Here is a 25,936-nt window from a genome sequence, read left to right as displayed (position 1 = left end):
ACTAAGCACTTTTGCAGCGTTACGATATTATCAGAATGATTGGTAAAGGGGGAATGGGTGAGGTTTATTTAGCCTATGATCCTATATGTTCGCGTAAGGTTGCACTTAAAAGAATCCGCGAAGATCTTTCTGATAATGAGTTATTAAAGAAGCGTTTTCTTAGGGAAGCTAAAATTGCTGCGGATCTTGTGCATCCCGGGGTTGTTCCTGTTTTTACGATTTGTAGTGACAGTGATCTTGTTTACTATACTATGCCTTATATAGAGGGTTATACTCTTAAGAGTTTGCTCAAAAGTGTTTGGCAATGCGATTCTCTCCCTAAGGAGCTTGCGGAACAGACATCGGTAGGGACCTTTCTTTCTATTTTTCATAAAATTTGTTCTACTATAGAATATGTGCATTCCCGAGGGATTCTCCATAGAGATCTTAAACCTGACAATATTTTACTCGGGCTATTTAGTGAGGTTGTGATTTTAGATTGGGGAGCAGCCCTATCTAAGGAAATGAAAGAAGATTTTCTTTTAGATCTTGATATTCCTATGCCGGGATCTATGTTTTCCAATATGACTGTCCCTGGTAAGATTGTAGGTACTCCGGATTATATGGCTCCTGAACGTCTGCGAGGAGCTCCAGCTTCAGAAAGTACTGATATCTATGCTTTAGGGGTAATTCTTTATCAGATGTTGACGTTATCTTTCCCTTATCGTAATAAGAAAGGGAAAAAAATTAGTATCCCCAACCACATTCTTTCTCCTGAAGAAGTAGCGCCTCATCGAGAAATTCCTTCTTTTCTTTCCCAAGTGGTTAAGCGGGCTTTAGCGACAGACCCTAAAGAGCGCTATACATCTGTGCAGGCATTAAAAGCTGATATAGAACAGCATTTACAAGGTAGCCCGAAATGGACGCCTAAGATAGCCCTCCATACTCAGGACGCAGAATGTTGGAAATTCCACGAATCTATTTTACTATCTAAATACTTCCCTATGTTAGAGGTGTCCCCAGCATTATGGTATAGCTTGGCGATTTCTAAGATAGAAAGCTTTTCTGAAGTACGTTTGGAATATACGTTATTACGTAAAGGATTAGAAGAGGGTTTTGGAATTTTATTACCTCCTTCTGAAAACGTGGATCATGGGGATTTCTACCGAGGTTATGGTTTCTGGTTACATATTAAGAAGAATATTCTTTCAGTTTCTTTAGTGAGAAATGGCTTAGAGATACAGAAAACCTCTGGAAATATAGATGTAAATAAAGAGAAGTTTTTTATAGCTTTTGAAAAGCAAAATCATCGGTTATCTTTGAATATCGATCATGCAGTCTGGATGATTCATATGGATTATCTCCCTGGACGTGGAGGACGTATTGGGGTGATTATTCAAGATATAACCGATGTTTGTGGAAATATTGTTGTTTTAGAGAGTAGCGGATCACTTCAAGTCAGTTGTTTAGCAGTTCCTGATGCCTTTCTTAATGAAAAGCTTTATGATCGTGCTATTACGTTTTACCGGAGGATAGTCGAATCTTTCCCTGGTCGTAAGGAGGGATACGAAGCACAATTTCGTATAGGCATTGCTGTATTAGAAAAAGCTGCTGAAGAAGGTGATAAAGAAGGATTCTCCCAAGCACTTAGAGAGTTTGCTGTTTTACATAATAGTGTTGCAGCACCATTAGAATATCTTGGCAAAGCTTTAGTATACCAACGACTAGGAGAGTATAACGAAGAGGTAAAAAGTCTATTATTAGCATTGAAGCGTTATAGTCAGCGTCCAGAAATTTCTCGAGTTCGCGATCATGTTGTCTATCGTTTGCATGAAGCTTTATACAGTAATCATCGCGTCTCCTTAGTTTTTATGCTGCTTGCTCTTCATGTTGCTCCTGAATCTATAAATTCCTCAGAAGAAGAGCATTTCTTGAAAAATTTACAAGGGAAAATTCAAGACACTTTGTTTTGTAGTTTGGATATTTCCCCTATAGATTTCCGTTCATCGAAAATGGAATTGCTATTGAGCTATTGGTCAGGATTTACCCCCTTTCTCCCAGGCTTATTTCAACGATCTTGGGATTTAAAAGATTACCGTGCTCTTGCCGACATTTTTTATACCGCAGCTGATTTAGGAAATCGAGAATTTATCGATGTATATGGGAACATTTTGCGCAAGAATATCCAGGCAACAACATTTACTGAAGATATCGTAGAAATTCTTCCTCATCAGCTTGTACATTTCCTTTCGGGATTAGAAGCCATTTTCCTTCATGCACCTGTAGAAAAGGTTTTTTCTGATATCGAAATCTTGGATCCTGTTTTGATTATTTACTTGTTCGATTTATTTGCTAAAGACGTTTTAATTCATGGCAAGGGTGAGCTGATCCTTAATGCTATCCATTTACTAGAAACATATGTTTCTCCTGAGCAACGGTACACATATCTTTTGCCTTATGAAATACTTGCCTACCTTTGGATGAAAGAGGAGAAAAAAGTACATGAGCTCTTATCTGATAATTATGACGAGTCTTTCTGGATAGAGGACAGTCATTGCGCTTTTGTTCTTTATGGTTATTGGTTAGCTCTCACCGAAGAGAGTTCTTTAGCTTATTTACATCTTTCGGGATGTAGAGAAGATGGTGTAGCTCCAAAAGCATTAATAGGATTATTTTGTAGTCCTTTAGGAATTTGTGAAAACCAATTGAGTTATCAAGAAAGAAGAAATTTACTCTTGCAAAAGTTTATCTTTTTCCATTGTTTAGGAGATGATGTGGAGCGTGACAATTGTCGAGTTGCCTACGATCTTCTTGCTAAAGAGCGTCTTTTATAACCGACACATGTACGTTTTCAATACAGATGATTCTGAAGCTAAGATATCTTTTGGTCTTCCTGTAAAGATCAGTTTCCCCCCATATTTCCCGGAACCAGGCCCCAATTCTATGATATAATCTGCTTGTTTCAGCAAATGCACATCATGATCAACATAAATAACCGAATGTCCTTGAGATATCAGGCTACGGAATAGTTTTTGTAGTTGGAATTTCTGATTTCTATCTAAGGAAGCAGATATCTCATCGAGTAGAAACAATGTTGGTTCTTTTGGAGGTAAGTAGAGGAACTTCGCTATTTTAACCGAGATCTTTTCACCAAGCGATAGGGAAGAGAGGTTTTGGCCTAAAGGTAAATAGCCCAGTCCTGCTTGTATAAGCGCTTGTAAAGGAGCTTGGATCCTTTGAAGAAAAGGGAAGAGTATAGGGAGTTCTTCAATAGGGGTTTGTAGTAATTTCCCAAAGTGCTTCCCTTCATAAACAACTTCTTGAGCTAGGGGTTGGATCCGGTATCCTGAGCACGTTGGACATACACGTTTCTCTAATGCATAGAAAGCCCTGTCTATTAGATGGTAACCTAATCCTAAACAATCTGCACACTGTCCTTGCTTAGTATTTGTACTGAACATACTTGCTGTAATGCTTAAGGCTTTAGCCTGTGTGAGCGATGCATAGAAGTTCCTTAAACTTGGAGCAATATCGAAATAAGTACTGATATCCGAACGTTGTGAAGAAGAAAGAGGATGAGAATCTAAAAATATTACATTAGAAAATAGCTCATAACCATTGTTTATAAGCTTTTGAGCCTGTTTATAAAAACCTTCAGTTAGCAATGAGGTCTTTCCTGATCCTGATACACCAGCAATCGCAACCAGGTTACGGAGAGGAGCTTGTACACTGAGATCAGTGATATTATGAACCGTGAGACATACATCTAAAGTATTTTTAAAGGGAGTTTGAGGATACTCCTCATTTTCGAGAGATACGGATGTATCAGTTGTGAGGTACCCTCCCTGAGGTCCGGATCCTGGTCCTAAATGAATTGTATGCTCTGCGTAATGCTTTAATATATTGCTGCGGTCAGTAGCAATAACGGTATTGTTGTTAGCAATGAGCTCTTTAATAAGTTGTATTAGAGTGGGAACATCCTTAGGATGGAGCCCTGATAAAGGATCTTCAAGAAGATAAATGATGTCCGTAAGATTTGTAGAGATTTTTTTTGCTAAGTTTAGTCGGTAATATTCACCGTCGCTAAGAGTATTTTGTTGTTGTCCTAAGGTAATGTAGCTTAGACCTACCTTATCAATGAATGTTAAACGATTTTGTAAATCTTGTATAATCGGCTGAGCTTGATCATCATGAAGAGTTTTTAAGAAGTCTTTCAGAAAATGGGTGTCTTGTTGATAGATATCTACAATGGAGGTTTTTCCTATGCGTACTTGTTGAGCATATGTGTGAATTCCCCATCCAGAGCATGTTGGGCAGATGTCATAGACGAGCAAAGGTTGTAAAAGAGGACATAAGGGAACTCGGTTACAATGGTCAAGAAGGATTTTTTCTAATCCTGGATGTCTGTTGGTTCCTTTAAATAATAGTTCTTGAGTGTGAATATCAAGATTTTTGATGGGCGTTGTTTTTGCAATTTTTAGTTCTTTAATCAGATCGAGAATAGGTTTTATGGGGTTTTCAGGGAAGAAGAGTTCAAAGAGAGCTGTAGGGGAGTAATTAAGAATTTTATCTTTATGATCCATTAAAGAAAGTTTTAAAATATTCCCTGATCCACAACATTGTTGACATTGCCCTTCAATATGCTCTCGAGATAAAAGCTTGCGTGTAATATTGGGGTAGCTATTTCCTAAAGAATCTTGCCATCCTAGATTAAAGGCTAGTGAATGAACGATCCCCTCATGATTATGAATATGTAATTTTGGAGTGGGGGATAAGGAGAAGGCTAAAGTTAGAGAAGATAAGAGAGAGGACTCGTGGTTTTTGGAGATTTTTGTGTGTTGGATAACGATAGCAGGGTCTTCTAAAACATCAGGGAGAGGTTCTTCAAGATCATAAACTTCCTTATTGGCAAATAATTTTAGATACCCTTCTTTTTTCTTTGCTTCTAAAGCAATAGAGAGATCTTCATCTGAGGATATAGGCGCAGTTATTGTTACATAAGAATTTGCATACTCTTGAAGAAGTTTCGCAACAAGAGTTTGTGGAGTGATTTTTTCTAAGAGAGTTCCTGATAATGGGCAGTGGGGTTTCCCTAAAAGGGAAAAGAGTTTCTCAAGGCCGTCAGTAATGTCTAAAGCTGAAGCTAAGGAATGTCTGGAGTTTTTCTTTATTCCTGTTTTTTTGATGGCAATGACTGGAGATAATCCTCGAACACTTTCTACTTTTGGTAGAGGGGTCTTTTTAATAAGTGCTTGACGAACATAATAAGGAAATAGTTCGGCATAAGCGATATTTCCTGAAGCATAAAGGATATCGAAAACTAAAGTATGCTTTCCTGATGCTGAAGGTCCAGAAATAGCTGTTAAGGCATTGCGAGGCAGAGTAACATCAATGTGTTTCAGGTTGTGATGATAAGCATCTTTAACAGAAATATCTCTAAGAATATGCGTATTTTGGCATTTTTTAGTGCATTTAGGAATAGGTTGGGTTTTTGTAAAATATGGTTGCAAAGCTTTTGCCGTAGGAGTGTCTAAGAGAATGAGCTCTTCAGGAGAACATGATGCAAGTACATATCCACCAAGATTTCCTCCTTCAGGGCCAAGTTCAATGACGTGATCCGCAGTTTTTACAATGTGCATATTATGTTCTATGATAACTACCGTATGTCCCTGGTGTGTCAGAGAAAACAGAACTTGAATAAGAGCATGGATGTCATGAGTATGTAATCCTGTTGTTGGCTCATCAAGAATATAGAGGGTAGATTTTTTAGATGGGGAAAGAAGCTCGTAGGTAAGCTTTAATCTCTGAATTTCTCCTCCAGATAAACTGGATAAAGGTCGTCCTAAAGGAAGATGATCCAGCCCTAGAGAACATAACGCGTGTATCTTTTCATGAATATGGGGAGTAGTTATAAAGAATTTTTCTGCTTCATATGCTGTCATTTCTAAAATGTCAGCTATGCTTTTCCCTTGATAATGTACGTCTAAAATTTGGGGTTGAAAACGTTTTCCATGACACAGAGGACAGGGAATGAGGGTATGATCATCTAAAGTTACCTCCCCTATTCCTTGGCATTCCGTACATGATCCTAATGGTAGGTTAAAACTAAAATGCCCTTTAGTTAACCCCAGCCGCTTACTTTTAGGCAGTTGGGAAAATAGTTCTCGCAGATCATCAAAAGCTTTAATATACGTTAGGGAAATAGAACGTTGCGAGCGGCCAGGAAGGTCGCGAGTAATATGTACAACACGTGAAATATCCCCTCCATCTATGCGCAGGTAAGGTTCTGGTTTTCCTTGTATAAGGCGTTCCATAGCAGGAACTAACGTGTCGTTAATTAAAGACGATTTTCCAGAACCTGAAACACCAGTAACCGCGGTGATTCTTTCCAAGGGTAGGGAAATAGCCTCGTCTTTTAAATTGTTAGTTGTTGCATGAGATAGAGAAAGAGTGGATTGTGTTTTAGCACGTCTTTTGGGGATATCTATAGTGAGTTCATTTCGTAAATATTTTGCTGTTAGAGAGTTGCTTTTGTTTAGGAATTCTTGGGGGGTGCCGTTAAATAGTACCTCACCTCCGAAAATCCCTGCTCGTGGACCAATATCAATAATACGGTCTGCGAAAGAGATCATATGTTCATCATGTTCTACAAGAAGAATGGAATTCCCTTGATTGCGTAGTTTTTGAATTACTTGTATGAGCTTATCTGTGTCACGAGGATGGAGTCCTATGGAAGGTTCGTCAAGAATATAGGTAATTCCTGATAACTCAGCGCCGAGATGCTTAGCAAGAGCTGTACGCTCTTGCTCTCCTCCTGATAGCGTTGCTAAGGCTCTATCTAAGGTAAGGTAGGAAAGACCTAACTGAATAAGTGTAGCAAGGCGATTATTGAAACCTTCTAGTACCTCATGCACAGATTTTGATGACGGTGTTATAGAAGATGTCAAAGAGAACAACTCATCAATAGGCATTTTCTGAAGTTCGATAAAAGTTTTTCCTTGCCAAGTGGCTGCAGATGCGTATTCTCCGATCCCTATTCCTTGACATTTAGGACATGGGACTGCTGTGGTCCCCTCAGGAACATATTTTGAAGGTTTCGCTCCATAGCGTACTTTTTCACCAATATCATTAAGAACTCCTCTCCATACTTTGTGGGTAAGGGATTTCTTTCCAATTGCAGGATCAAAAAGACGTACTGGAAGAACTAGGTATTTTTGACCGTAGAGAAAGGCGTCCTGGATATGACCAGGGAGATTTTTCCAAGGAGTATCTAAGCTGAAGTTTAAAGTGTCCGCTAGAGATTGATAAAGGGCATGGTAAAAATAAGTAGAGCAGTTTCCAGCGAGCTTACAACAGTTTTCCCGGATTGATAAATTATTTTGGATGAGAGAAGGGTCTTCAATGGTGATAAGAACTCCTGTTCCCTGGCACTTAAAACAACGATCTTCAAGGCTATGGGGAGAAAACAATTGTCGCGTTAATGGTGTATAAGTTTGTTGGGTTTCTGGTATATACACTTGTGTAGAAAAGGTTTCTTCTTGGGATCCGGTATTTATAGAGCAGCGCCCCTGACCTAGTTGCAGCGCTGCGAATAAGCTCACTTTCATTCTTGCATTGTTACTTTCATTTTTAATGAAAGAATCCACAACAATGTCGATAGGGTGATCAGTAGTAAGAGGAGATGATAGAAAAGGGTAGATTGATGAGATTTCATTATTAATACGGATTTTAGTATATCCCTGCCTGACGCATTCTTGAATTGCTGAGCTACTTGTATCCGGTAACGGAGCAAGTAGTGTTATTTGCGTGCCTTCAGGGATATTAGCAAGTGTTGCAAGAATCTTTTCTTTGCTTTGTAGATGAAGCGCTTTGTTACTTACGGGATCTCTAGCCTCCCCGTCTAGGGAAAATAGCAGCGCAAGGTGTTGGGAAAGTTCTGTAACACTGCCGACAGTAGCATGAAAGTGATAAGCAAAATGATTTTGCTTAACAGCAATGGTTGGAGATAAGCCCTGGATGCTTTCAACAGTAGGTTCAGGTAAAGAAGATAAAGTTGTCGCAAAAAATGAAGGTAGCGTGGATATATACCGTTTTCTTCCTGCAGCGTAAACAGTATCAAAAGCTAACGAAGATTTTCCAGATCCTGATACTCCTGTGAGTAGAACAATTTCTCCTGGTAGAAATTCTATGGAGATATTTTTCAGATTTCTAACTGTAATACCGGAAATACGAACAGGTAAGCTGGGCATAGATCTCATAATAATTTTGGAAAATAAGAAGAAATTCTCTACATGGATAATTATAACTACTTAGTAGAAACTAGTTTGATTTACTTTTAACTTTATAGAAAGAAAAAAATCCAATCCTTCATTTTGCCTGATTAAAGGATAGGGATACGCGATATGTTCTATAAAATAGTATTTAGTTGGGTATTTCAACGTACAAATTAAGGTCAAATCATGTATCGTGTCTTGAGTAGCGAAGAATGTTAGCTGTAAGATAAAAAAAGTTTTTGATTGGTTTGATAAATTAGGGAAGTATGATCGCAAGAACGAAAATCATTTGTACTATAGGTCCGGCCACAAATACTCCGGAAATGCTTGAGAAGCTTTTAGACGCGGGTATGAATGTCGCCAGGTTAAATTTTAGTCATGGTTCTCATGAAAGTCATGGTCAGACAATAAATCTTCTTAAAGAGTTGCGAGAGAAAAAAGGAGCTCCTTTAGCGATTATGTTGGACACTAAAGGTCCAGAAATTCGTTTAGGAAAGATTCCCACACCAATTAAGGTAGCACGAGGTCAGAAAATCACTTTAGTAGAGAAAGAGGTCGAGGGATCTCTGGAAGTGGGAGTCACTTTACATCCTCAATGTGTATTCCCTTTTGTGCGTGAAGGTACTGATGTTTTGATAGACGATGGGTATCTCCAAGCTGTTGTCACTTCTGTTGGTAACGATTGGTTAGAGTTAGAATTTATTAATTCTGGAGAGCTGAAGTCTCACAAGTCTTTAAGTATCAGAGAAATTGATTTAGCTCTTCCTTTCATGACCGATAAAGATATCCATGATCTTAAATTTGGAGTAGATCAGGGTGTTGATGTTATTGCGGCTTCCTTTGTTCGTTGTGCTGAAGATATCGAGAGCATGCGCAAGTGCTTAGCAGATTGCGGATGTGAGGATATGCCGATTATTGCTAAGATAGAAAATCACCTAGGTGTAGAAAATTTCCCTCAGATTGCCAAAGTTGCGGATGGGATTATGATTGCCCGTGGGGATTTAGGAATCGAGCTGTCTGTTGTGGAAGTTCCTAGTTTGCAAAAATTTATGGCAAAGATCTCTCGTGAAACAGGTCGTTTTTGTATTACTGCTACACAGATGTTAGAATCTATGATTCGCAATGTATTGCCAACGCGTGCAGAGGTTTCAGATATAGCGAACGCTATTTATGATGGGACATCTGCAGTGATGTTATCAGGAGAAACGGCTTCAGGTAGTCATCCTATAGCTGCTGTGAAAATTATGCGTTCTGTAATTCAAGAAACGGAAAAAAATCTTAATTATATGTCTTTCCTAGAGATTAATGATAGTGAGAGTGCTGTTAAGGTATCTCCTTATCTTCAGTCTATAGGGCTGTCAGGAATTCAAATTGCTGAGAAGGCAGCAGCTAAAGCAATTATCGTGTATACAGAATCCGGAGGCTCTCCGATCTTCCTTTCTAAGTATCGTCCACGCTTCCCAATCATCGCTGTTACACCAAATCTGTCTGTATACTACCGACTTGCTTTAGAGTGGGGGGTATACCCTATGCTTACTGAAGAGTCGGATCGTGCGGTCTGGAGGCATCAAGCTTGTGTCTATGGTATCGAAAGAGGAATTTTATCAAATTACGATAAAGTTTTAGTGTTAAGTCGCGGAGCACAAATGAAAGATACCAATAATCTGACATTGACAACAGTAAATGATATCGTCTCAGCATCAGCCAAATAAGCTGATGCTCGTAGGATTTCTTATGCAGGTAAAAAGCGGTTTCTCGCTTTGAAGCATCCTGCTGATAATGAAGCTGTTACCAATGCGATTGCCAGGAGTATTGGTGTCATGACGTACTTGCTGATTCCCCAAAGGGTTTCAGGAACCTGAATCGTGCCTGCGCATATTAATGAGAAAATAACAACAGCTGCTATTGCTAATATTGCAAAGACTAATGCGGAGATTAGTGCTAGAATACGTTTATTATTCTGAGAGTTTTGACAACTGCAGATGCAGTTGAGGGTACATTCAAATGAGGATCCTAAACAGTCTGTTAAGCACATAAAATTCTTTTTATTTATAAAACACCAAGAGCATTCTGGTGTAAATCAAGAAAAAAATCAAAAAAACTCTTTTGCAAGTTAAAAATTTTTTGAAAATTTCTTGATTGCTGTAATTAAGGGAGCTGTAGGTTGGGATATTTTCTTTTCTAATGCTTTTCGGGTATAAAGAACCATTGACCCCGTTTTCTTAAAATGCTTATGCAGGCGTACTGGAAGTTCAGCTAAATCAAATATAGCGGGAAAGCTATTGGGAAGAGCATATAGAGTTTCAAGATGTGAAAATTCTTTTATAGTATATTGAAGTAGGTTTGCAGCAAAGATCTTTTCTTTAGTAGGGTTATATAGGGCTAATGTTAACGCGGCTCCTGAGTACAGTCGCGCTAGGTCAGAAAGAAATTGTCCAAGGTGGTCAAGATCCCCAGAGTTCACAATAACGAGTATGTGACTATAGGCATATTTCTTTTTTAACCCATTGTGCAGTTTACGTTTCCATCGTTTATGCATCCACATCCATTGCTGTGGCTTATGAGCTATGCCTTTTTCTAAGAAGCCCATGAGCTTGTTCATAAGTGATGTTGTGGCATCTTTGATAGGAAGAGATTTATCAGCATAGAGCTTTTTACTAGGAACAATAGTATAGCCGTTTTTATTCCGGTATATTGATATGGCTATCACAGGCTTGCCTGTTTTATATGCGAGTAAAGCGGGGGATGTTGTTGTAAATGCTTCATGCCCGAAGAGTGGATAAGTATAAGAAGAGATCAGTAATGCTTGATCACCAACTATGCCGATAACATGCCCTTGTTGTAAGGCATGAAGGGCAGAATTGATTCCTTGTTTTGGAGCAACAATTTTCCCTTTAAAGATTTCCCTTAATGAAAAAATTTTTTTATTTAACCGGGCATTTGTTATAGGTTTAGCAAAGGCTAGACCTGGATAGTCTCTAGTAATATAAAGAAAAGGCAGTTCCCAGTTTGCCTGGTGGCCACAAAATAAGATAACTCCTTCATTTTCATTGAGCTGAGAAAATGTATCTTGTAATTCTTTTTGTGTAAGTATTTCATCCGAGGAAAATCCTTCAGGACGCGATTCTGCTGTAGCTATGGAAATTAAATCATTAAGGTTACTAATGAGTCCTTCTACCGCTAACAATTCTAAAACAGTAATCATTACATGTTGTATTGAATGTTTGGCAATGGATTGTCTCTCTTTAAAAGATTTATCGGGGAAAGCTAATGCTAAATTTGTAAGAGCTGTTTTTTTATAGTCAGAGATAGTATAAAAAGCGAGAGTTCCTAAAGCTTTTCCGAAGCGATGTAACAAAGAATGAGGAATACGTTTGAAAATACCGATTAAAGTTATTCCTAGATAGTAAACGAAAAAGTCTACAAAGCTTTGCTTAGCACGACGCAAGTTATTTAACATAATTTAGGATCCCTACTCTACACAGCGTAATAAGAGGCTGGGGGTAAGTGAGAACGCTGTCCCTTTATTTATGAAAAATTACGCTCTTTTAGTAATTAAATGAGCTATTCGCATTGACACTATAATAGTCTCAATAACTCTAACAACTATTTTTATAATTTTTACTCCTATTCAAACTGTTAGTTATAAATATCAAACGGTAGACATAACGAAATTCCTACCAATCTTTTTTATGTAGCTTTGAGGTTTCTGTAGGTTTTGAACGAATAATAACCTTATTATGAGAAATCTCTGCAGAAAGGTTTAATGGAAATCCGTCTTTGCCAAATAAGGTAAGTTTTCTTAGGTATTCACGGAAGCGATGACGTATTCCTGTTTCGTCAATCAAAGCAAAGTCATGAAGAATTCCATGTTCTTGCGCCATGATTGCTTGAACAAAGGTGTCCTCAAGAGTCTTTTCATCTATAAACTCTACAGCCCAATTTACAGAGTTATTCTCATGTGGGGGAGCCATAACAACTGTTAAAGCAATGTTATTCTTTACAACATCTAAGAAAAGTTTACTTACATCTTTCACATAAAGAGGAATATTAATTTGATAAATGCCCTGATTAAGAATAATTGGGTGGGAAGGTTCTAAAGTATAGGCTAAAGGATTGAAAGTGTTGCTGTATTTAACAGGGAAGAAGAGTAAAACAGGGAGATTAAGATTTAGAGGAATAAATTCCTGTTTTAAAAATAATAGACGTAAAAAATCTGCTTGAGGATCATTTAGGTTTTCATATGTATTTGTATTCCCAAAAGGTATAAGAATTTTTTTCCATTCTTCAGGAATAGGAAAGATAATTTCATCATGATTCCCTTGAGCAATACGATTTCTTTCTAATTCTTCAAAAGATACCTTATTGAGATTAAACGTGAGCTCCAGTCCTTGCTCTTTAAGAGCATTGACATATTCTTTAGGACCGCTAACTTTTTGAATAAGATATTTTGGCCAAACATCCAAGTATTCGTAACCTTTGGGGGGACTACCTACGGGAGTCGTAATCGTTACTGTAATATCTTCGGTTACATATTGTGTAAGGCGAATAAAAATATCATCAGCAGAAACACTTTGAATATCTCTACGGATATTAGTTTCACCATCGAGACTGACAAGGTTGTACTTATCAATAGCTGCTATCCAGCTTTCTGAATGTCCTGTAGCGCTAATAACGACTTCTAAGTTTGTGGGTCGAAGATCATGAACTGTATTTTTATTCCCAGTAATCGTTAAAGAGACTTTTTTGTCTAATAACCCATTACTTTGTAATCCTAATACAGTTTGATCTGGATTGAGGTCAATAATACGCACAGGAATATTATTTAATGTACGGGTAACAGTTACTGTTTGCCCGACGAGAACCCAAATGATGATGGCAAAGCCCAAAGACACCACTTTTCTCAGCCAATTACGAATGAAAAAACGAGAAAAGAAATCGATCATTTTTTCCAAATCCATGAGCTAAAGGGTTTATGTTTTTGTTCTTTCAGAGTAAGGATGCTTCTTAGAACAGCTTTAAATCTATCCATCTTGACTCCGCGAGTCAAAATTCCATCGCGGGATAATGATACATAACCATTCTCTTCAGAGACAATGATGATCAATGCGTCGGTACGTTGACTCGCCCCTAAAGCTGCGCGATGACGGGTCCCCATAGAACGAGATAACTGTGTTGTATCTTGAGCTAGGGGAAGAACAACACGGGCATAGGCTATTGTTTCTGCTCTGAGGATTACAGCTCCATCATGCAGAGGAGAAGAAGGTTCAAAAATTGTTTCTAGAAGTTCTTCTGAAAAGTCTGCGTTAATTTTTACGGAAGAAAAGCTTAAGAATTCATCAAAAGAATCCTTATTTTCGAGAACAACAAGAGCTCCAATTTGTCTCTCAGACATTTGATAAATGCATGAAGTCAGATGCTCAATAAATTGATCCTGTAAATCAATAACAAACTTTCTCCCATGAAAGCGTACACGAGATAAAGCCAGTCGTATTTCTGGCTGGAAAATAATAAAAACGACAATGGCAGCAACATTAACAACATGTAGCATCAATCGTCGAATAATGGGAAAATGTAGCTTGTCTGCAAGAACAAAGAGAAATAGAAAGGCTAGTAAACCAAAGACAACGTCCATGGCTCGAGTTCCCCAAAAGAACTTTAAAAGATAATTTAACATTACCCAAATCAGAACAATCTCTAATAAGGGTGTTGTATAGTAAGTAATATCTATGGGCATAGCTTTACTAGTTTCTTGAGAATACTCGAAGAGATTCTCACCTTAATGGCAATGGACTGCTTTCTAAAAGAAGGTAATATACTACTGTAGCATATAGAGAAAAAGGTTAACAGCAAAGTATTTTATAGTTGCAATAGTTTGTTATATACTTCACATTACAGCTTTTTTATTTGTTCTCGGATTTCTGGTGGACATGATGGATACAGTAATTTTATCTAGAATACAGTTTGGTTTATTTATTGCATTTCATTACCTATTTGTTCCTTTGAGTATGGGTCTCAGTATGATGCTTATTTTAATGGAGGGCTTGTATCTAGTTACGAAGAAGAATATCTATAAACAAATGACTTGGTTTTGGATTGGCGTATTTGCTTTAACATTTGTTATTGGCGTTGTCACTGGAATCATGCAAATTTTTTCCTTTGGATCTAATTGGGCGAGGTTTTCTGAATATACGGGGAACGTGTTTGGAACACTTTTAGGAAGTGAGGGTGTTTTTGCTTTTTTCTTAGAGTCTGGTTTTTTAGGCGTATTGTTATTTGGGCGTCATAAAGTTTCTAAGAAAATGCACTTTTTCTCTACCTGTATGGTCGCTTTAGGAGCTCATATGAGTGCTTTCTGGATAGTTTGTGCTAACTCTTGGATGCAAACGCCTTCAGGTTATGAAATGGCCATGCATAACGGAAACCTTGTTCCTGTGATGACTTCATTTTGGCAAGTAGTCTTCTCTCCTTCAAGTATAGATCGCTATATTCATGTGGTATTGGGCACGTGGCTCTCTGGTATTTTCCTAGTGATTAGCGTAAGTGCGTATTATTTGCGCAAACAACGCCACATAGAATTTGCGCGTAAGGGATTAAAATTGGGTGCAGTGACTGGTATTATCGTACTCATTTTGCAGTTGTGGTCTGCAGATGTTACAGCACGTGGTGTTGCTAAGACGCAACCTGCAAAATTAGCTGCTTTTGAAGGTTTATTTAAAACTGAAGAATACAGCCCAATTTATTTGTTTGGTTACGTAGATGTAAAAAACCAAAGAGTTTTAGGCTTGCCTATTCCTGGAGGTCTTTCGTTCTTAGTGCATAGAAATACTAAGACGCCAGTTACGGGTTTAGATCAAATTCCACAAGATGAGTGGCCTAACGTGCAACTTGTATTCCAATTTTACCACCTTATGGTAATGCTTTGGGGGCTTATGGTTATTTTGGCGATCATTTCATGGTTTGCCTATAAGAAAAGACGTTGGGCAGTACGACCTTTCTTTTTATCTATACTTTCATTTTCCGTTCTTTGCCCTGAGATATGTAATGAAGTGGGGTGGTTTGCTGCAGAAATGGGAAGACAACCCTGGGTTGTTTATGGATTATTAAAAACTAAGGACGCTGTTTCTCCTATGATCCGCGGAGGACAGGTTGTTCAGTCTCTGATTTTATTTAGTTTGGTGTTTGTTTGTCTCTTATCTTTATTTCTCTTTCTTTTATGTAAAAAAATACAACGAGGACCAGATCAAAACGATCTTAATGAGGTGGAAGTATAATCATGGAATTTTCGTTAACTTCGATGTTGCCAATAGCTTGGTACGTTATACTAGTGGTTGCAGTATTTGCTTATTCTCTAGGAGATGGTTTTGACTTAGGTTTGAGCACAATCTATTTCATCTCTCGTGCAGATGAAGAACGACGCGTATTACTGAACTCTATAGGACCTATTTGGGACGGTAATGAGGTTTGGCTTATTATTATTTTTGGCGGACTTTTTGCAGGATTTCCCCCAGCTTATGGTGCATTATTATCTATTTTCTATATGCCAATATGGACTTTGGTTTTGCTTTATATTTTTCGGGGATGTTCTTTAGAATTTCGTAGTAAGACCGAGTCAGCAAAATGGAAGTCTTTTTGGGATGTTACTTTCTGCATATCAGGAATAATGATTAGCTTTTTCCTAGGGGTTATAGTAGGGAATATGGTCTTAGGATTGCCTATATCTCCTACAACTCCGTATTCTTCATTATCTTGGATACTCTTTTTCCGTCCCTACACGTTGTTGTATGGAGCTCTTGTTGTTTGTGCTTTTGCAATTCATGGGATAACTTTTGTTTTAATGAAAACTACCGGAGAATTACAACAGCGTATTATTAAACGCTTCCCTTATGTTTTGTCAGCATTTTTAGTTGTTTATCTACTGTTAATTAGTACTACACTTGCCATAATACCACAAATACAAGGGAACTCTTTCCAAGTAGGTAATTTTTCTGGTGTCCCTACATATCCTCTATTGATACTTTTATTGGCTATGACTTTAGGTTGTTGCTTTGCAACTAAAACTTGCATATCTCGAGAACGTCATGGCTGTGCCTTTCTCTATTCTTCGCTGAATTTACTTCTTTTAATATTATCTGCCGTGACTTTGGTTTTCCCAAATATCTTATTTTCTACAGTAGACCCTGAGCATAGCTATACGATTTATAATACAGCAGCAAGCACAAAAACTTTACAAAGCTTATTAGTCATTGTACTTGTTGGTTTGCCGTTTATAGTTGCCTATGGTGTGTATATTTATCGTGTTTTCAGAGGGAAAACAGATTTCCCTTCTGTGTATTAAGAAGTTTTAGAGGTGACGTGTTTTTACCCATTACAAAAAACTCTAAAATTTTTATAACATGCTGCCTATTTTTTATTTTTAGGTTGCATTTATGTGGAAGGGCTGGATTTGTTTGATATTCTTTTCTCCTGTGGGTTTATATGCAGGAGAAATTTATAAGCCCTGTGAGGAGCGCTGGCTATCTTCTGACAACAGGACTTCAGGAATGTCGACAATTGTAGAGACTTCGGGACGTCTGCTTGTTGTTTGGCAAGATTGCGACAGCAATAAGCTGATAGGAAGCCGTTGTGACCAGGGGATATGGTCGGAGCCTTATGAAATTTTCCCTCAAGAATCCGGCCTATTTTCTCATCCTGTATTGGTAAGAATTAGCTCTCAAGAAATTTGGCTGTTTTATAGAAAGCAACAGTTTGGGGAGAGTATAAGTAAACCTTATGTAGCTTTTTCTTTTAATTCAGGATTTCATTGGTTGGAGCATAGACTCTTGCCTCCAGGAATAGAAGGAACAACTAGAAATCCTCCATATGTTGATAGGATAAGAAATCGAGTATACATTCCCTCGTATAGTGTTTATGAAATTCCCGGTCAAGAGTTGATAGGAGATTCTTGGGTTGAAATTTATAATTTCTTTTCTAGATCTTGGGAAGGACGTATTGGTCCTATTTTAGGAGGTTCACGAAATCAAGTTCCTATAGAACCTGCAATTGTAAAACTAACGTCGAATAAGCTCGCATTGTTTTTTAGGAATGCTTCTGTAGAAGAAAGTTATATTTGTATGGCTGTATCGACAAATCAAGGAATCTCTTGGTCAAAACTCAAGAACCTTCCCTGGAGAAGCTATGACAATAGTATTTCTGTTCAATCCGGAAGAAATGGAAAATTGTACCTTTTTGCGAATAGCGCTCCTGCAGGAGAGAGGCTTACATGTTTCTCATCGTATAATGAGGGAATAACTTGGAATCATCCTAAGCTTATTGACTCTGGTTATAGCATAGATCCTTGTGCTTATTTAGACAGACAAGGATGCATTCATCTTGTGTATACAAGTAAAGACGTCCAAGGTATTCAGCGCATTAAATATTATAGAATCAAAGAAGATACTCTACTTCTAAATTGTCCTGCATGCTGGATACTCGAAGATGTTAAAGAGAGTACGGAAGAATAATTTAAGAAACTATTTCTTTGATATTAATTATGTAATAAGCAGGGAAAGCAAAATGGTTGTTTGGGCGAGGGAGGCATTCTACAGAAACTCTCTTTCCTAACCATTTTTCTAAATCTATTTTTGTTGCATAGACGAATGCTATAGTATTTTCTTTGTCTTTAAGCAAAAAATCTCCGGGATTGTTTTTTACGACATGAGGATAAATTTCAAGCTCACCGACAAAAGTTTGCTTTTTCTTTTTCTCTTCTTCATAGAAGGCTTCTTGAGTAAGCTTTTTAGCGTTTTCTTGAGGTTGCATGCTTGCCCAAATTTTAAACAACGACAATTCTAGACTTTCTCTTCCTTGAGTTTTCGGAGAAGTTTTTATTGCTGTTTGCTTGCGGATATGTCGAGATAACAAAGACCCTGTTGTAGGTTTCTCGATATTGTCAACAATACTAGAAGAGTTGGACACTTGTTGTTTCCCTATCGTATTATCTTGATTTGTCAATGACTTCGATAGGTAAGAATCTTGAATTTCTTCTAAAGCTTTTTGTATTAGAGGTTGTAAACCTGGGACATCATTAAATTCTTCAGATTGTACAAGGTTAATCTTTTTATAAATAGCTTCTAGATCAACCGCGTCTAAAGTTTTTTGTAACTCTGCTTTAGCAAAATTCATAGCGGAATCTAGCAAATCTAAAGCAATTTTTTTCTGACCTTCTCTATGTTTATAAATATCTATAGGGCCTTTCTGAGAAACAAAATTTTTGGCAACATAGAAAGCACATTGGTTAGGTAAAGCAATCTCTAACCACTTTCCTTGTGGTTGGCTGGATGTTGCTTGGATTTCTGTTCCTCGGGACAAGCGTGCAAGAACAGGAGCTGATGTTGAAGGCTCTAAACGTACATTCACTTGCTCGCCTTCAATAACATTGTCTAAAACAAACGTCCGAAATACATAACCTTTGAGACCTTCTGGTGCTGCAACAATGTAGTAATCCTTGCTTTCACCAATTACAGCAACATAATCACCTTTGGAAAGTTCTTTTACAATAGAACTATCAACATGGGGAGCTAAGCGCAGACGAACACGATTTCCTTTAATCTCTCCTGTAAATGGAGAAAAGGAAGCTTTGTCTATTTGCGCAGCGGGGGTCTTTGATGTGGAAGGTGCAGCATGCAAGCTTACTGAACTTATTCCTGACCCGATGGCAAACAAAAGCATAGAAATCGATAGCGTTCGCATGCTTTACTCCTACAGTGTATTCACATTAGAAATCGATACAAGGATGTGACCTAGTCCTTTAGGGGAAGTACCCCTAGAAAAAAGAATTATATCGACTGCAGTGAAAAAGTCAATTATCTTACCAAACGAGATTAGATTGAACCTTAAGTATAGAGAACAGCTTTGATATGTTCACAATTTACCTGCCCACATGTACATCCTATAGGTGTGCCTAAGTATACACTAAATTGCTCATTCGGATTTAAGGGATTGGTAACAAGATACAGTTTGTTCCCTGTCGGACTGATATCCCATGTGCGAAAAGATAAATCTTGTTCGGATACAGTTGCTTCTTCTTCTTCACTAATAACTCTAGCAATTTGACAGTGCATGCAATTACAGTGAGGCTCTGCTTTAGGAAGAAGGTTTTGATTATTGCCTACTAATGAACGAATTACCGTAACCATTTTTTCTAAAATATCGGCAGGAGCGTCTGGATGATCCTTATGTTCTGGAGTATGTTGTAAGATCATTTCCATTGGACTAGTTCCAGAAAATAGAGGGGATATGAGACTTTTATGTGCAAATATCTGCATATCGGTATCTTTTGATAATTGTTGCAGTGCATTTATTAATATACCCAATTTGTCGTCTTCACGGCCAGATTCATCGCGCATCATTTGAGAAGATTCTAAGTGGAGGAGATGCTCTTGGAAAGCAATGTCGATAATCGCCTGATCTAAGTTAGGGATAGAAATGGTTTTTCCGTCAATTAAATGCAGCTTGAGGGTAGACCGACCTTGAACTTCTCCTTCTTGTGATTCGATAAAAGCTATTTGATTCCATCGTGCGGAAATATAGGGAGGGATGCAAATCAATTGGTCATTAATTTTCACTTTCATGACGACCTCCAATGGGTAAACTCTACTGTCGTTGCTTAACGTCATTGTAGGGAAGCTTTGTTTTTTTTACAATCGAATTAGCAATTAGTATTATCGATTGCTAATTCATGACTTAACTTCCTAAAGATTTAGGGAGTTTTTCTTTTTTCAAGAATAAGAATAGAGTTTTTTTTACTTAGAATTATATAAAAGGGGCAAGAAGTTTCTAATAAATTTTTGTCAACGCCGGCAAAGATTCTCTAGGTATTTGTTTAAATATTTTCATAGTTCTACTACTAAGGATATTTGTCGTTATAAAATGATTTGATTAGGGTTGGGGCCCATTTCGTTAGGAGTTAGCTGAATGAAGAAGACAATGGTCATTGATACGAGTGTGTTTATTTATGATCCTGAAGCCCTATCATCGTTTGAGAATACACGCATCATTATTCCTTTTACTGTAATTGAAGAGCTGGAGGCATTTGCTAAAGATCGTGATGAATCGGCAAAAAATGCTTCGCGCGCTTTGAGCAATATCCGTTTATTGCTTGAAAGGTCTGGTAGTCACGCTGAAGGCATTTCTTTACCTAATGGCAGTGAATTGCGTATAGAAGTATCTTCTATTGCTAATTTAGCTAATGATGAAAAACGTAGGAAACTTCTCACGTTAGAACTTCTTCAAGTGATCGCACAAAGAGAACCTATGGTTTTTGTTACGAAAAGTCTGGGACGTAGAGTGCGAGCAGAGGCCCTTGGAATAGAAGCCAGAGATTATGAAAATAAGAGATTTTCTTTTAGATCTCTGTATCGTGGTTATCGTGAGTTAACTGTATCAACATCTGATGTAGAGAACTTTTATACACATGGGTATTTAGATGTTCCTTTGGATATAACTCCATCACCTAATGAATATTTTTTCATTTCTGGAGGAGAAAATTATTTTGCCCTTGGTCGTTATCATGAAACTGAGGGAAGGATTGTTTCTTTAAGAGCCCTTCCAGATAAAATTTGGGGAATAAAACCTTTAAATAATGAACAAAAATGTGCGTTGGATCTTCTTTTAAGAGACGATATCAAGTTAGTTACCCTTATGGGACAAGCTGGGTCTGGGAAAACCGTATTAGCTTTAGCTGCAGCTATGTATCAGGTATTTGATAAGGGAAATTATAATAAGTTATTAGTAAGTCGTCCTATTATCCCTATGGGCAAGGATATTGGATTTCTTCCAGGTCTTAAGGAAGAAAAGCTTCTTCATTGGATGCAGCCTATCTATGATAATATGGAATTTCTTTTTAGTATTGGTGGGATGGGGGATTTTTCCGAAGTTTTACAGTCTTTAATTGAGGCTAAAAAATTAGAAATGGAAGCGCTCACATATATTCGTGGACGGTCTTTGCCAAAGGTGTTTATGATTATCGATGAAGCACAAAATCTTACTCCTCATGAAATTAAAACAATTATTTCTCGTGCAGGTAAGGGAACAAAAATTGTTTTAACTGGGGATCCTACGCAAATTGATAGTTTGTACTTTGATGAGAATTCCAATGGTCTTACTTACTTGGTAGGCAAGTTTCATCACTTATCTTTGTATGGCCACATGTTTCTGACGCGTACAGAGCGCTCTAAACTTGCTGCTGCTGCTGCAACTATTTTATAGTTGCATAGGTCCTAAGAAATCTTGGAGTTCCTCCTGTGCAGATTTTGGAGGCGGAACTGGTAGATTTACGAGATTAATATCTGCGCATGCCGGAGATATACACCCACAGACTTTATTGAAGTATCCAATAACTACGCGTATAACCTGAAGAATTGCTTGAAAAATAGCTGCAAAGCCTTTAATTCCAAAAATTTCCAACCAAGCATCTTTATGGATCTTGGGCACAGCTTCATTAATATCCACACAAGGTCCAATGGAGCATATTGTACTGTAACCTCCTGTTGGAATGAGCAAAACATTTTCAATATTTGAAATTCCTAATAAAGCACGCACTCCAGTAAAAGTACTGAAAATTGGTAAGTAGCTCAGAAACAATTCAAAACAGGAGCGGTATAGAGGATTTTGAAGCACGTATTCTTTATTCGTGTCAAAATAATGATCTAATTCACCAGTAGGAGTATGAGAATGATTTATTATTAAGACTGCGTGTTCTAAAATTCTCATGCTTTGTGCAAGTTTCTGCAATTGTTTGATTTATTTGGGAACTATAATGAAAAAGTAAGTTTTCGAATAGATGCTGATTGCAGTTACTGTGAAATTCAAGGGATTATTTATTTCTTTAGGTCAATAAACGTTTTGATTCCAGGCCTTTCTATAATTAGCAAAGTATGGAGGTGGAGAGACTCGAACTCTCGTCCTTAGTAAATTCCCTGCTAACTTCTACATGCTTAGTCCCTAGTAGTATTACATTGCATTTCCTCAGCTAAGAACATCTATGGAAACCAACGATTCTCAATAACCTCGAATAAACCCCCTTGAGAATTAGAGGAGGTAGATTCCAACCAGATAGATGACGGTACTTCACAAACCTCTGGTAAAGTCCATGAAGACCGGGTTATTTAGAGGTTATCTAAATAACAACTTTTGCTAATTATGCAGCTAATCTTTGCTCAGAGAGTTCAGAGAAACTGATAATTTCGCATTCAGCCTTAGGTTCGGCATTTATTGTTTTGTCGGCTTTTTAGGAGGCCAGCCAACGCCCTCCGCATGCGATTAACACTTCATTCCCAAGTCGAAACCTATACACCCCCGAAGTATATTGTAATCTTTCCTGTGCTTTTGTACAACTCAAGTATCTCTCTATTTTAAATGTTGTCAAGAGAAGGAAAATTTATCTCAAACTCTAGGGCAAGGTGGACGAAAACCAAGGAAATCTTTATTTTTAGAGTGATTTTATATCAACACACACTCAACGGCTACAGTATGCATATGGAAGGGGATGGCAGCAGGGAAAGTCTTGCTAGTAGAGAAGAAAGAATATTGAATTTTTGGAAAACCAAAGAAATTTTTCAAAAATCATTAAAAAATAGAGAGGGTAGAACCCTGTATTCTTTTTATGATGGCCCACCATTTGCTACAGGTCTACCTCATTACGGTCATCTTCTTGCCGGAACAATTAAAGATGTTGTTGGGCGTTTTGCTACTATGGATGGGTACTATGTTCCTAGAAGGTTTGGCTGGGATTGTCATGGTGTTCCTGTGGAGTATGAAGTAGAAAAATCTTTAAATCTTACCACTCCAGGGGCCATAGAAGATTTTGGTGTTGCTAAGTTTAATGAAGAGTGCAGAAAAATTGTTTTTCGTTATGTTGATGAATGGGAGCATTATATAAATCGCTTAGGCCGCTGGGTAGATTTTTCTGCTACGTGGAAAACTATGGATGCCTCATTTATGGAAAGCGTCTGGTGGGTGTTCCGTTCTCTTTATGATCAGGGGTTAGTTTACGAAGGTGTGAAGGTTGTACCCTTCTCTACGAAATTGGGCACACCTTTATCAAATTTTGAAGCAGGTCAAAATTACAAGGAGGTCGATGACCCTTCTGTAGTGATTAAGTTTGCTTTACGCGGGGATCCTGGGTCTTTATTGGTATGGACCACAACACCTTGGACGTTAGTGTCTAATATGGCAGTTGCTGTGGGTCCTGAAATCACCTACATACGTGTTGCTGATAAAGTTTCTGGCGAGCAATGGATTTTAGGGCAAGGATGTCTATCGCGGTGGTTTTCCGATCCCGATACATATGAAGTTATAGAAAGTTTCCCAGGAACAACATTGATTGGGAAAAGCTATGAGCCACCTTTTAACTTTTTTGAGCAGAAACGTTCGGAAGGAGCTTATAAAATTCTTCCTGGTTTGTTTGTGGAAGAGAGCGAGGGCACGGGAGTTGTGCATATGGCGCCTGCATTCGGTGAGGCGGATTTCTTTGTATGCAAAGAGCACCATGTTCCCATGGTCTGCCCTGTAGATAATCGCGGCTGTTTTACTGAAGAGATTCCTGAATATCAAGGACAATACGTTAAGAGTTGTGATAAGGGAATTATCAAGTCTTTAAAAAACCAAGGAAAGATTTTTTATCACGGTACTGTAGTGCATCGGTATCCTTTCTGCTGGAGAACAGATACACCATTGATTTATAAAACAGTGAATTCTTGGTTTATTTCTGTTGAGAAGATCAAAGATAAAATGTTGCAAGCGAATAAAAAAATCCATTGGGTTCCAGAACACATTAAAGAAGGACGTTTTGGCAAGTGGCTGGAAGGAGCCAGAGATTGGGCTATTAGTAGAAATCGTTATTGGGGAACGCCAATTCCTATTTGGAAAAGTAAGGATGGAGAAATCTTAGTTATAGGTTCTGTAGAAGAGCTTGAGGAGCTTACTGGAGAGAAGGTTTCGGATTTACATTGTCATTTTGTTGACCAATTAAAAATTGAAAAAGATGGGAAGTCATTTCATCGCGTGCCTTACGTATTCGACTGTTGGTTTGATTCAGGAGCTATGCCTTATGCACAGAATCATTATCCTTTTGAAAATCAAGAAGATACTGAATCTGGATTTCCCGCAGATTTTATTGCCGAAGGTTTAGATCAGACACGAGGATGGTTCTATACTTTAACTGTTATTTCAGCGGCTTTATTCGATCAGCCTGCGTTTAAGAATGCGATAGTTAATGGTATTGTTTTAGCTGAAGACGGCAATAAGATGTCGAAAAGGTTAAACAACTATCCGAGCCCTATGAGCATAATGAATACTTATGGTGCCGACGCTTTGCGGTTGTATTTATTGGATAGTGTTGTTGTTAAAGCAGAGGATTTGCGTTTTTCTGATAAAGGTGTTGAATCTATCCTTAAGCAAGTTCTATTACCTTTAACAAATGTATTATCATTTTTCAAAACCTATACAGATTTATACGGTTTTGATGCTAATAATTACGATAAAGAAGAAATTAGTTATAGTGAAATTGATAGATGGATTCTCTCTAATCTTTATACTGTTGTTGGTAAAGTTCGTGAGAGTATGAGCTCTTACAATTTGAATACCTCTGTGAATCCTTTTGTTACTTTTATTGATGATCTAACAAATTGGTATATTCGTCGTTGTCGTCGACGTTTTTGGGAATCAGCAGATACCCCAGATAGAAGAGCAGCTTTTGCGACACTCTATGAGGTGCTGGCTGTTTTCTGTAGAGTGATAGCTCCTTTTATTCCTTTCATCTCAGAAGATATATACCAGCAGATAAAAACAGAAAACTCTTTGGAGTCAGTACATCTTTGTGATTTCCCACACATTGACCTTGCTAAGGTATTTCCAGATTTAGAACAGCGTATGGGTGATGCTAGAGAGATTGTCGGGTTAGGGCATTCCTTAAGGAAAGAGCATAAGTTAAAAGTACGTCAACCTTTGGCTAATTTCTATATAGTGGGTCCTAAAGATCGTTTGGACCAGTTAGCTTCTTTTAAGCAGCTTATTTCAGAAGAGCTTAATGTCAAAAATATTGTATTTTATAAGGAAGCACCAAGTTTTGTAAAAACAACGGTGAAACCGAATTTTCGTTCTTTAGGTAGAAGAGTTGGAGGGAAGATCAAGGATATACAAAACGCTTTGGCTTCTCTTTCTCAAGCACAAATACAGCAGTTGTTAAAACAGCAATACATCTCTCTTAATTTAGGTTATGAAGAGATTATTTTAAATATGGATGATGTATTGATTTCCTGGGAAACCGATCCAGGTTATGTGGCTCGTAGTTCTTCGTTGTTTACTGTTGTTCTTGATTGTCAATTGACTGAGGATCTTATTGTTGAGGCGATTTCTCGAGAATTAGTGAATAAAATCAATACTATGCGTCGCAATCAGAAACTTCATGTTTCTGATCGTATTGTCTTGCGAATACAAACATCAGAAGATGTTAGAAAAGCGTTTTTACAATATGAAGATTATATTTGTGAGGAGACTTTAACTACTCAATTGGAATTTGCTGATATTCTTGAGGGAGAAGCATGGGACATTAACGGCCATCCTACAGTTATCGCAATCGAAGTAGTTACTAGACCACATTAAGCTCTAGATTTCTTACTGCATAGAGAAAAGAAGATCCTCTG

Annotated in this window: 15 protein-coding genes and 1 other RNA gene; 7 read left to right on the top strand and 9 right to left on the bottom strand. The window is 37.8% G+C overall.

Going from position 1 to position 25,936, the window contains the following annotated elements:
• Nucleotides 1–11: 11 nt before the first annotated feature.
• On the top strand, nucleotides 12–2,813 hold the full coding sequence (gene pknD, locus E1N70_RS00255) for a serine/threonine-protein kinase PknD (protein WP_131743614.1): 2,802 nt from the start codon (nucleotides 12–14) through the stop codon (nucleotides 2,811–2,813).
• On the opposite strand, the gene uvrA is transcribed toward pknD, so the two are convergent.
• Nucleotides 2,808–8,228, bottom strand: coding sequence for an excinuclease ABC subunit UvrA (gene uvrA, locus E1N70_RS00250; RefSeq protein ID WP_131743613.1), 5,421 nt, complete (start codon nucleotides 8,226–8,228; stop codon nucleotides 2,808–2,810). The genes pknD and uvrA overlap by 6 nt on opposite strands.
• A gap of 290 nt (nucleotides 8,229–8,518) precedes the next feature.
• Between uvrA and pyk the strand changes: the two genes are divergently transcribed.
• Nucleotides 8,519–9,964 carry a pyruvate kinase gene (gene pyk, locus E1N70_RS00245; RefSeq protein ID WP_131743612.1) on the top strand — a complete coding sequence of 482 codons (1,446 nt, stop codon included), beginning with the start codon at nucleotides 8,519–8,521 and terminating at the stop codon, nucleotides 9,962–9,964.
• A gap of 20 nt (nucleotides 9,965–9,984) precedes the next feature.
• Here pyk and E1N70_RS00240 read toward each other — a convergent pair whose 3' ends face one another.
• The 4 genes from E1N70_RS00240 to cdaA all read right to left on the bottom strand — a co-directional run bounded on the left by E1N70_RS00240 (nucleotide 9,985) and on the right by cdaA (nucleotide 13,989).
• Nucleotides 9,985–10,287 carry a hypothetical protein gene (locus E1N70_RS00240; RefSeq protein WP_131743611.1) on the bottom strand — a complete coding sequence of 101 codons (303 nt, stop codon included), beginning with the start codon at nucleotides 10,285–10,287 and terminating at the stop codon, nucleotides 9,985–9,987.
• Between the two features lie 78 nt (nucleotides 10,288–10,365).
• A complete protein-coding gene (locus tag E1N70_RS00235; protein WP_131743610.1) occupies nucleotides 10,366–11,712 on the bottom strand; it encodes a lipid A biosynthesis lauroyl acyltransferase in 1,347 nt (448 codons plus the stop codon).
• 217 nt (nucleotides 11,713–11,929) lie between these two features.
• Nucleotides 11,930–13,213: a CdaR family protein gene (locus tag E1N70_RS00230; RefSeq protein WP_165478204.1), complete on the bottom strand. Its 1,284-nt coding sequence runs from the start codon at nucleotides 13,211–13,213 to the stop codon at nucleotides 11,930–11,932.
• Nucleotides 13,195–13,989 carry a diadenylate cyclase CdaA gene (cdaA, locus tag E1N70_RS00225; protein WP_006343338.1) on the bottom strand — a complete coding sequence of 265 codons (795 nt, stop codon included), beginning with the start codon at nucleotides 13,987–13,989 and terminating at the stop codon, nucleotides 13,195–13,197. The genes E1N70_RS00230 and cdaA overlap by 19 nt, the downstream gene beginning before the upstream one ends.
• Nucleotides 13,990–14,185: 196 nt before the next feature.
• Between cdaA and E1N70_RS00220 the strand changes: the two genes are divergently transcribed.
• The 3 genes from E1N70_RS00220 (at nucleotide 14,186) to E1N70_RS00210 (ending at nucleotide 17,755) form a co-directional block, all read left to right on the top strand.
• Nucleotides 14,186–15,526: a cytochrome ubiquinol oxidase subunit I gene (locus E1N70_RS00220; protein WP_131744142.1), complete on the top strand. Its 1,341-nt coding sequence runs from the start codon at nucleotides 14,186–14,188 to the stop codon at nucleotides 15,524–15,526.
• Between the two features lie 2 nt (nucleotides 15,527–15,528).
• Complete coding sequence (gene cydB, locus E1N70_RS00215; protein WP_131743609.1) at nucleotides 15,529–16,590, top strand: cytochrome d ubiquinol oxidase subunit II; 1,062 nt, start codon at nucleotides 15,529–15,531, stop codon at nucleotides 16,588–16,590.
• Between the two features lie 91 nt (nucleotides 16,591–16,681).
• Complete coding sequence (locus tag E1N70_RS00210; protein ID WP_131743608.1) at nucleotides 16,682–17,755, top strand: exo-alpha-sialidase; 1,074 nt, start codon at nucleotides 16,682–16,684, stop codon at nucleotides 17,753–17,755.
• A 1-nt stretch (nucleotide 17,756) separates the two neighbouring features.
• Here the strand turns inward: E1N70_RS00210 and E1N70_RS00205 are convergent, their stop codons facing one another.
• Nucleotides 17,757–18,983 carry an SH3 domain-containing protein gene (locus tag E1N70_RS00205; RefSeq protein ID WP_131743607.1) on the bottom strand — a complete coding sequence of 409 codons (1,227 nt, stop codon included), beginning with the start codon at nucleotides 18,981–18,983 and terminating at the stop codon, nucleotides 17,757–17,759.
• Between the two features lie 143 nt (nucleotides 18,984–19,126).
• The gene (locus E1N70_RS00200; RefSeq protein ID WP_131743606.1) at nucleotides 19,127–19,864 is read right to left on the bottom strand and encodes a hypothetical protein; all 738 of its coding nucleotides are present in this window, start codon (nucleotides 19,862–19,864) and stop codon (nucleotides 19,127–19,129) included.
• Nucleotides 19,865–20,207: 343 nt separating this feature from the next.
• Here E1N70_RS00200 and E1N70_RS00195 point away from each other — a divergent pair, with 343 nt between their 5' ends.
• Nucleotides 20,208–21,500 (top strand): PhoH family protein, encoded by a 1,293-nt coding sequence (locus E1N70_RS00195; protein ID WP_131743605.1) that lies wholly within the window; start codon nucleotides 20,208–20,210, stop codon nucleotides 21,498–21,500.
• Here the strand turns inward: E1N70_RS00195 and E1N70_RS00190 are convergent.
• Together E1N70_RS00190 and ssrA are read right to left on the bottom strand one after the other, a co-directional pair.
• Nucleotides 21,495–22,004 (bottom strand): hypothetical protein, encoded by a 510-nt coding sequence (locus tag E1N70_RS00190; protein ID WP_131743604.1) that lies wholly within the window; start codon nucleotides 22,002–22,004, stop codon nucleotides 21,495–21,497. The two genes, E1N70_RS00195 and E1N70_RS00190, sit on opposite strands and share 6 nt — an antisense overlap.
• 162 nt (nucleotides 22,005–22,166) lie before the next feature.
• Nucleotides 22,167–22,591: a transfer-messenger RNA gene (gene ssrA, locus E1N70_RS00185) on the bottom strand.
• Nucleotides 22,592–22,763: 172 nt separating this feature from the next.
• Here ssrA and ileS point away from each other — a divergent pair.
• Entirely contained in the window at nucleotides 22,764–25,895 is a 3,132-nt protein-coding gene (gene ileS, locus E1N70_RS00180; RefSeq protein WP_131743603.1) for an isoleucine--tRNA ligase, read from the top strand.
• The last annotated feature ends 41 nt before the right edge of the window (nucleotides 25,896–25,936 follow it).

Origin of the sequence: Chlamydia buteonis (genome assembly GCF_900634605.1) — a bacterium.
In the GTDB taxonomy this organism is placed as follows: Bacteria; Chlamydiota; Chlamydiia; order Chlamydiales; family Chlamydiaceae; genus Chlamydia; species Chlamydia buteonis.
Note: the sequence above shows the minus strand (reverse complement) of the source record. Positions and strands in the feature narration are given on the sequence as shown.

Excerpts from the sequence above, each read along its gene's own strand:
- E1N70_RS00210 (WP_131743608.1), top strand. The coding sequence starts at position 16,682 with ATGTGGAAGGGCTGGATTTGTTTGATATTCTTTTCTCCTGTGGGTTTA.
- E1N70_RS00230 (WP_165478204.1), bottom strand. The coding sequence starts at position 13,213 with ATGGATTTGGAAAAAATGATCGATTTCTTTTCTCGTTTTTTCATTCGT.
- ileS (WP_131743603.1), top strand. The coding sequence starts at position 22,764 with ATGCATATGGAAGGGGATGGCAGCAGGGAAAGTCTTGCTAGTAGAGAA.
- uvrA (WP_131743613.1), bottom strand. The coding sequence starts at position 8,228 with ATGCCCAGCTTACCTGTTCGTATTTCCGGTATTACAGTTAGAAATCTG.
- E1N70_RS00235 (WP_131743610.1), bottom strand. The coding sequence starts at position 11,712 with ATGTTAAATAACTTGCGTCGTGCTAAGCAAAGCTTTGTAGACTTTTTC.
- cdaA (WP_006343338.1), bottom strand. The coding sequence starts at position 13,989 with ATGCCCATAGATATTACTTACTATACAACACCCTTATTAGAGATTGTT.
- E1N70_RS00195 (WP_131743605.1), top strand. The coding sequence starts at position 20,208 with ATGAAGAAGACAATGGTCATTGATACGAGTGTGTTTATTTATGATCCT.
- E1N70_RS00240 (WP_131743611.1), bottom strand. The coding sequence starts at position 10,287 with ATGTGCTTAACAGACTGTTTAGGATCCTCATTTGAATGTACCCTCAAC.
- pyk (WP_131743612.1), top strand. The coding sequence starts at position 8,519 with ATGATCGCAAGAACGAAAATCATTTGTACTATAGGTCCGGCCACAAAT.
- E1N70_RS00205 (WP_131743607.1), bottom strand. The coding sequence starts at position 18,983 with ATGCGAACGCTATCGATTTCTATGCTTTTGTTTGCCATCGGGTCAGGA.
- E1N70_RS00200 (WP_131743606.1), bottom strand. The coding sequence starts at position 19,864 with ATGAAAGTGAAAATTAATGACCAATTGATTTGCATCCCTCCCTATATT.
- E1N70_RS00220 (WP_131744142.1), top strand. The coding sequence starts at position 14,186 with ATGGATACAGTAATTTTATCTAGAATACAGTTTGGTTTATTTATTGCA.
- E1N70_RS00190 (WP_131743604.1), bottom strand. The coding sequence starts at position 22,004 with ATGAGAATTTTAGAACACGCAGTCTTAATAATAAATCATTCTCATACT.
- cydB (WP_131743609.1), top strand. The coding sequence starts at position 15,529 with ATGGAATTTTCGTTAACTTCGATGTTGCCAATAGCTTGGTACGTTATA.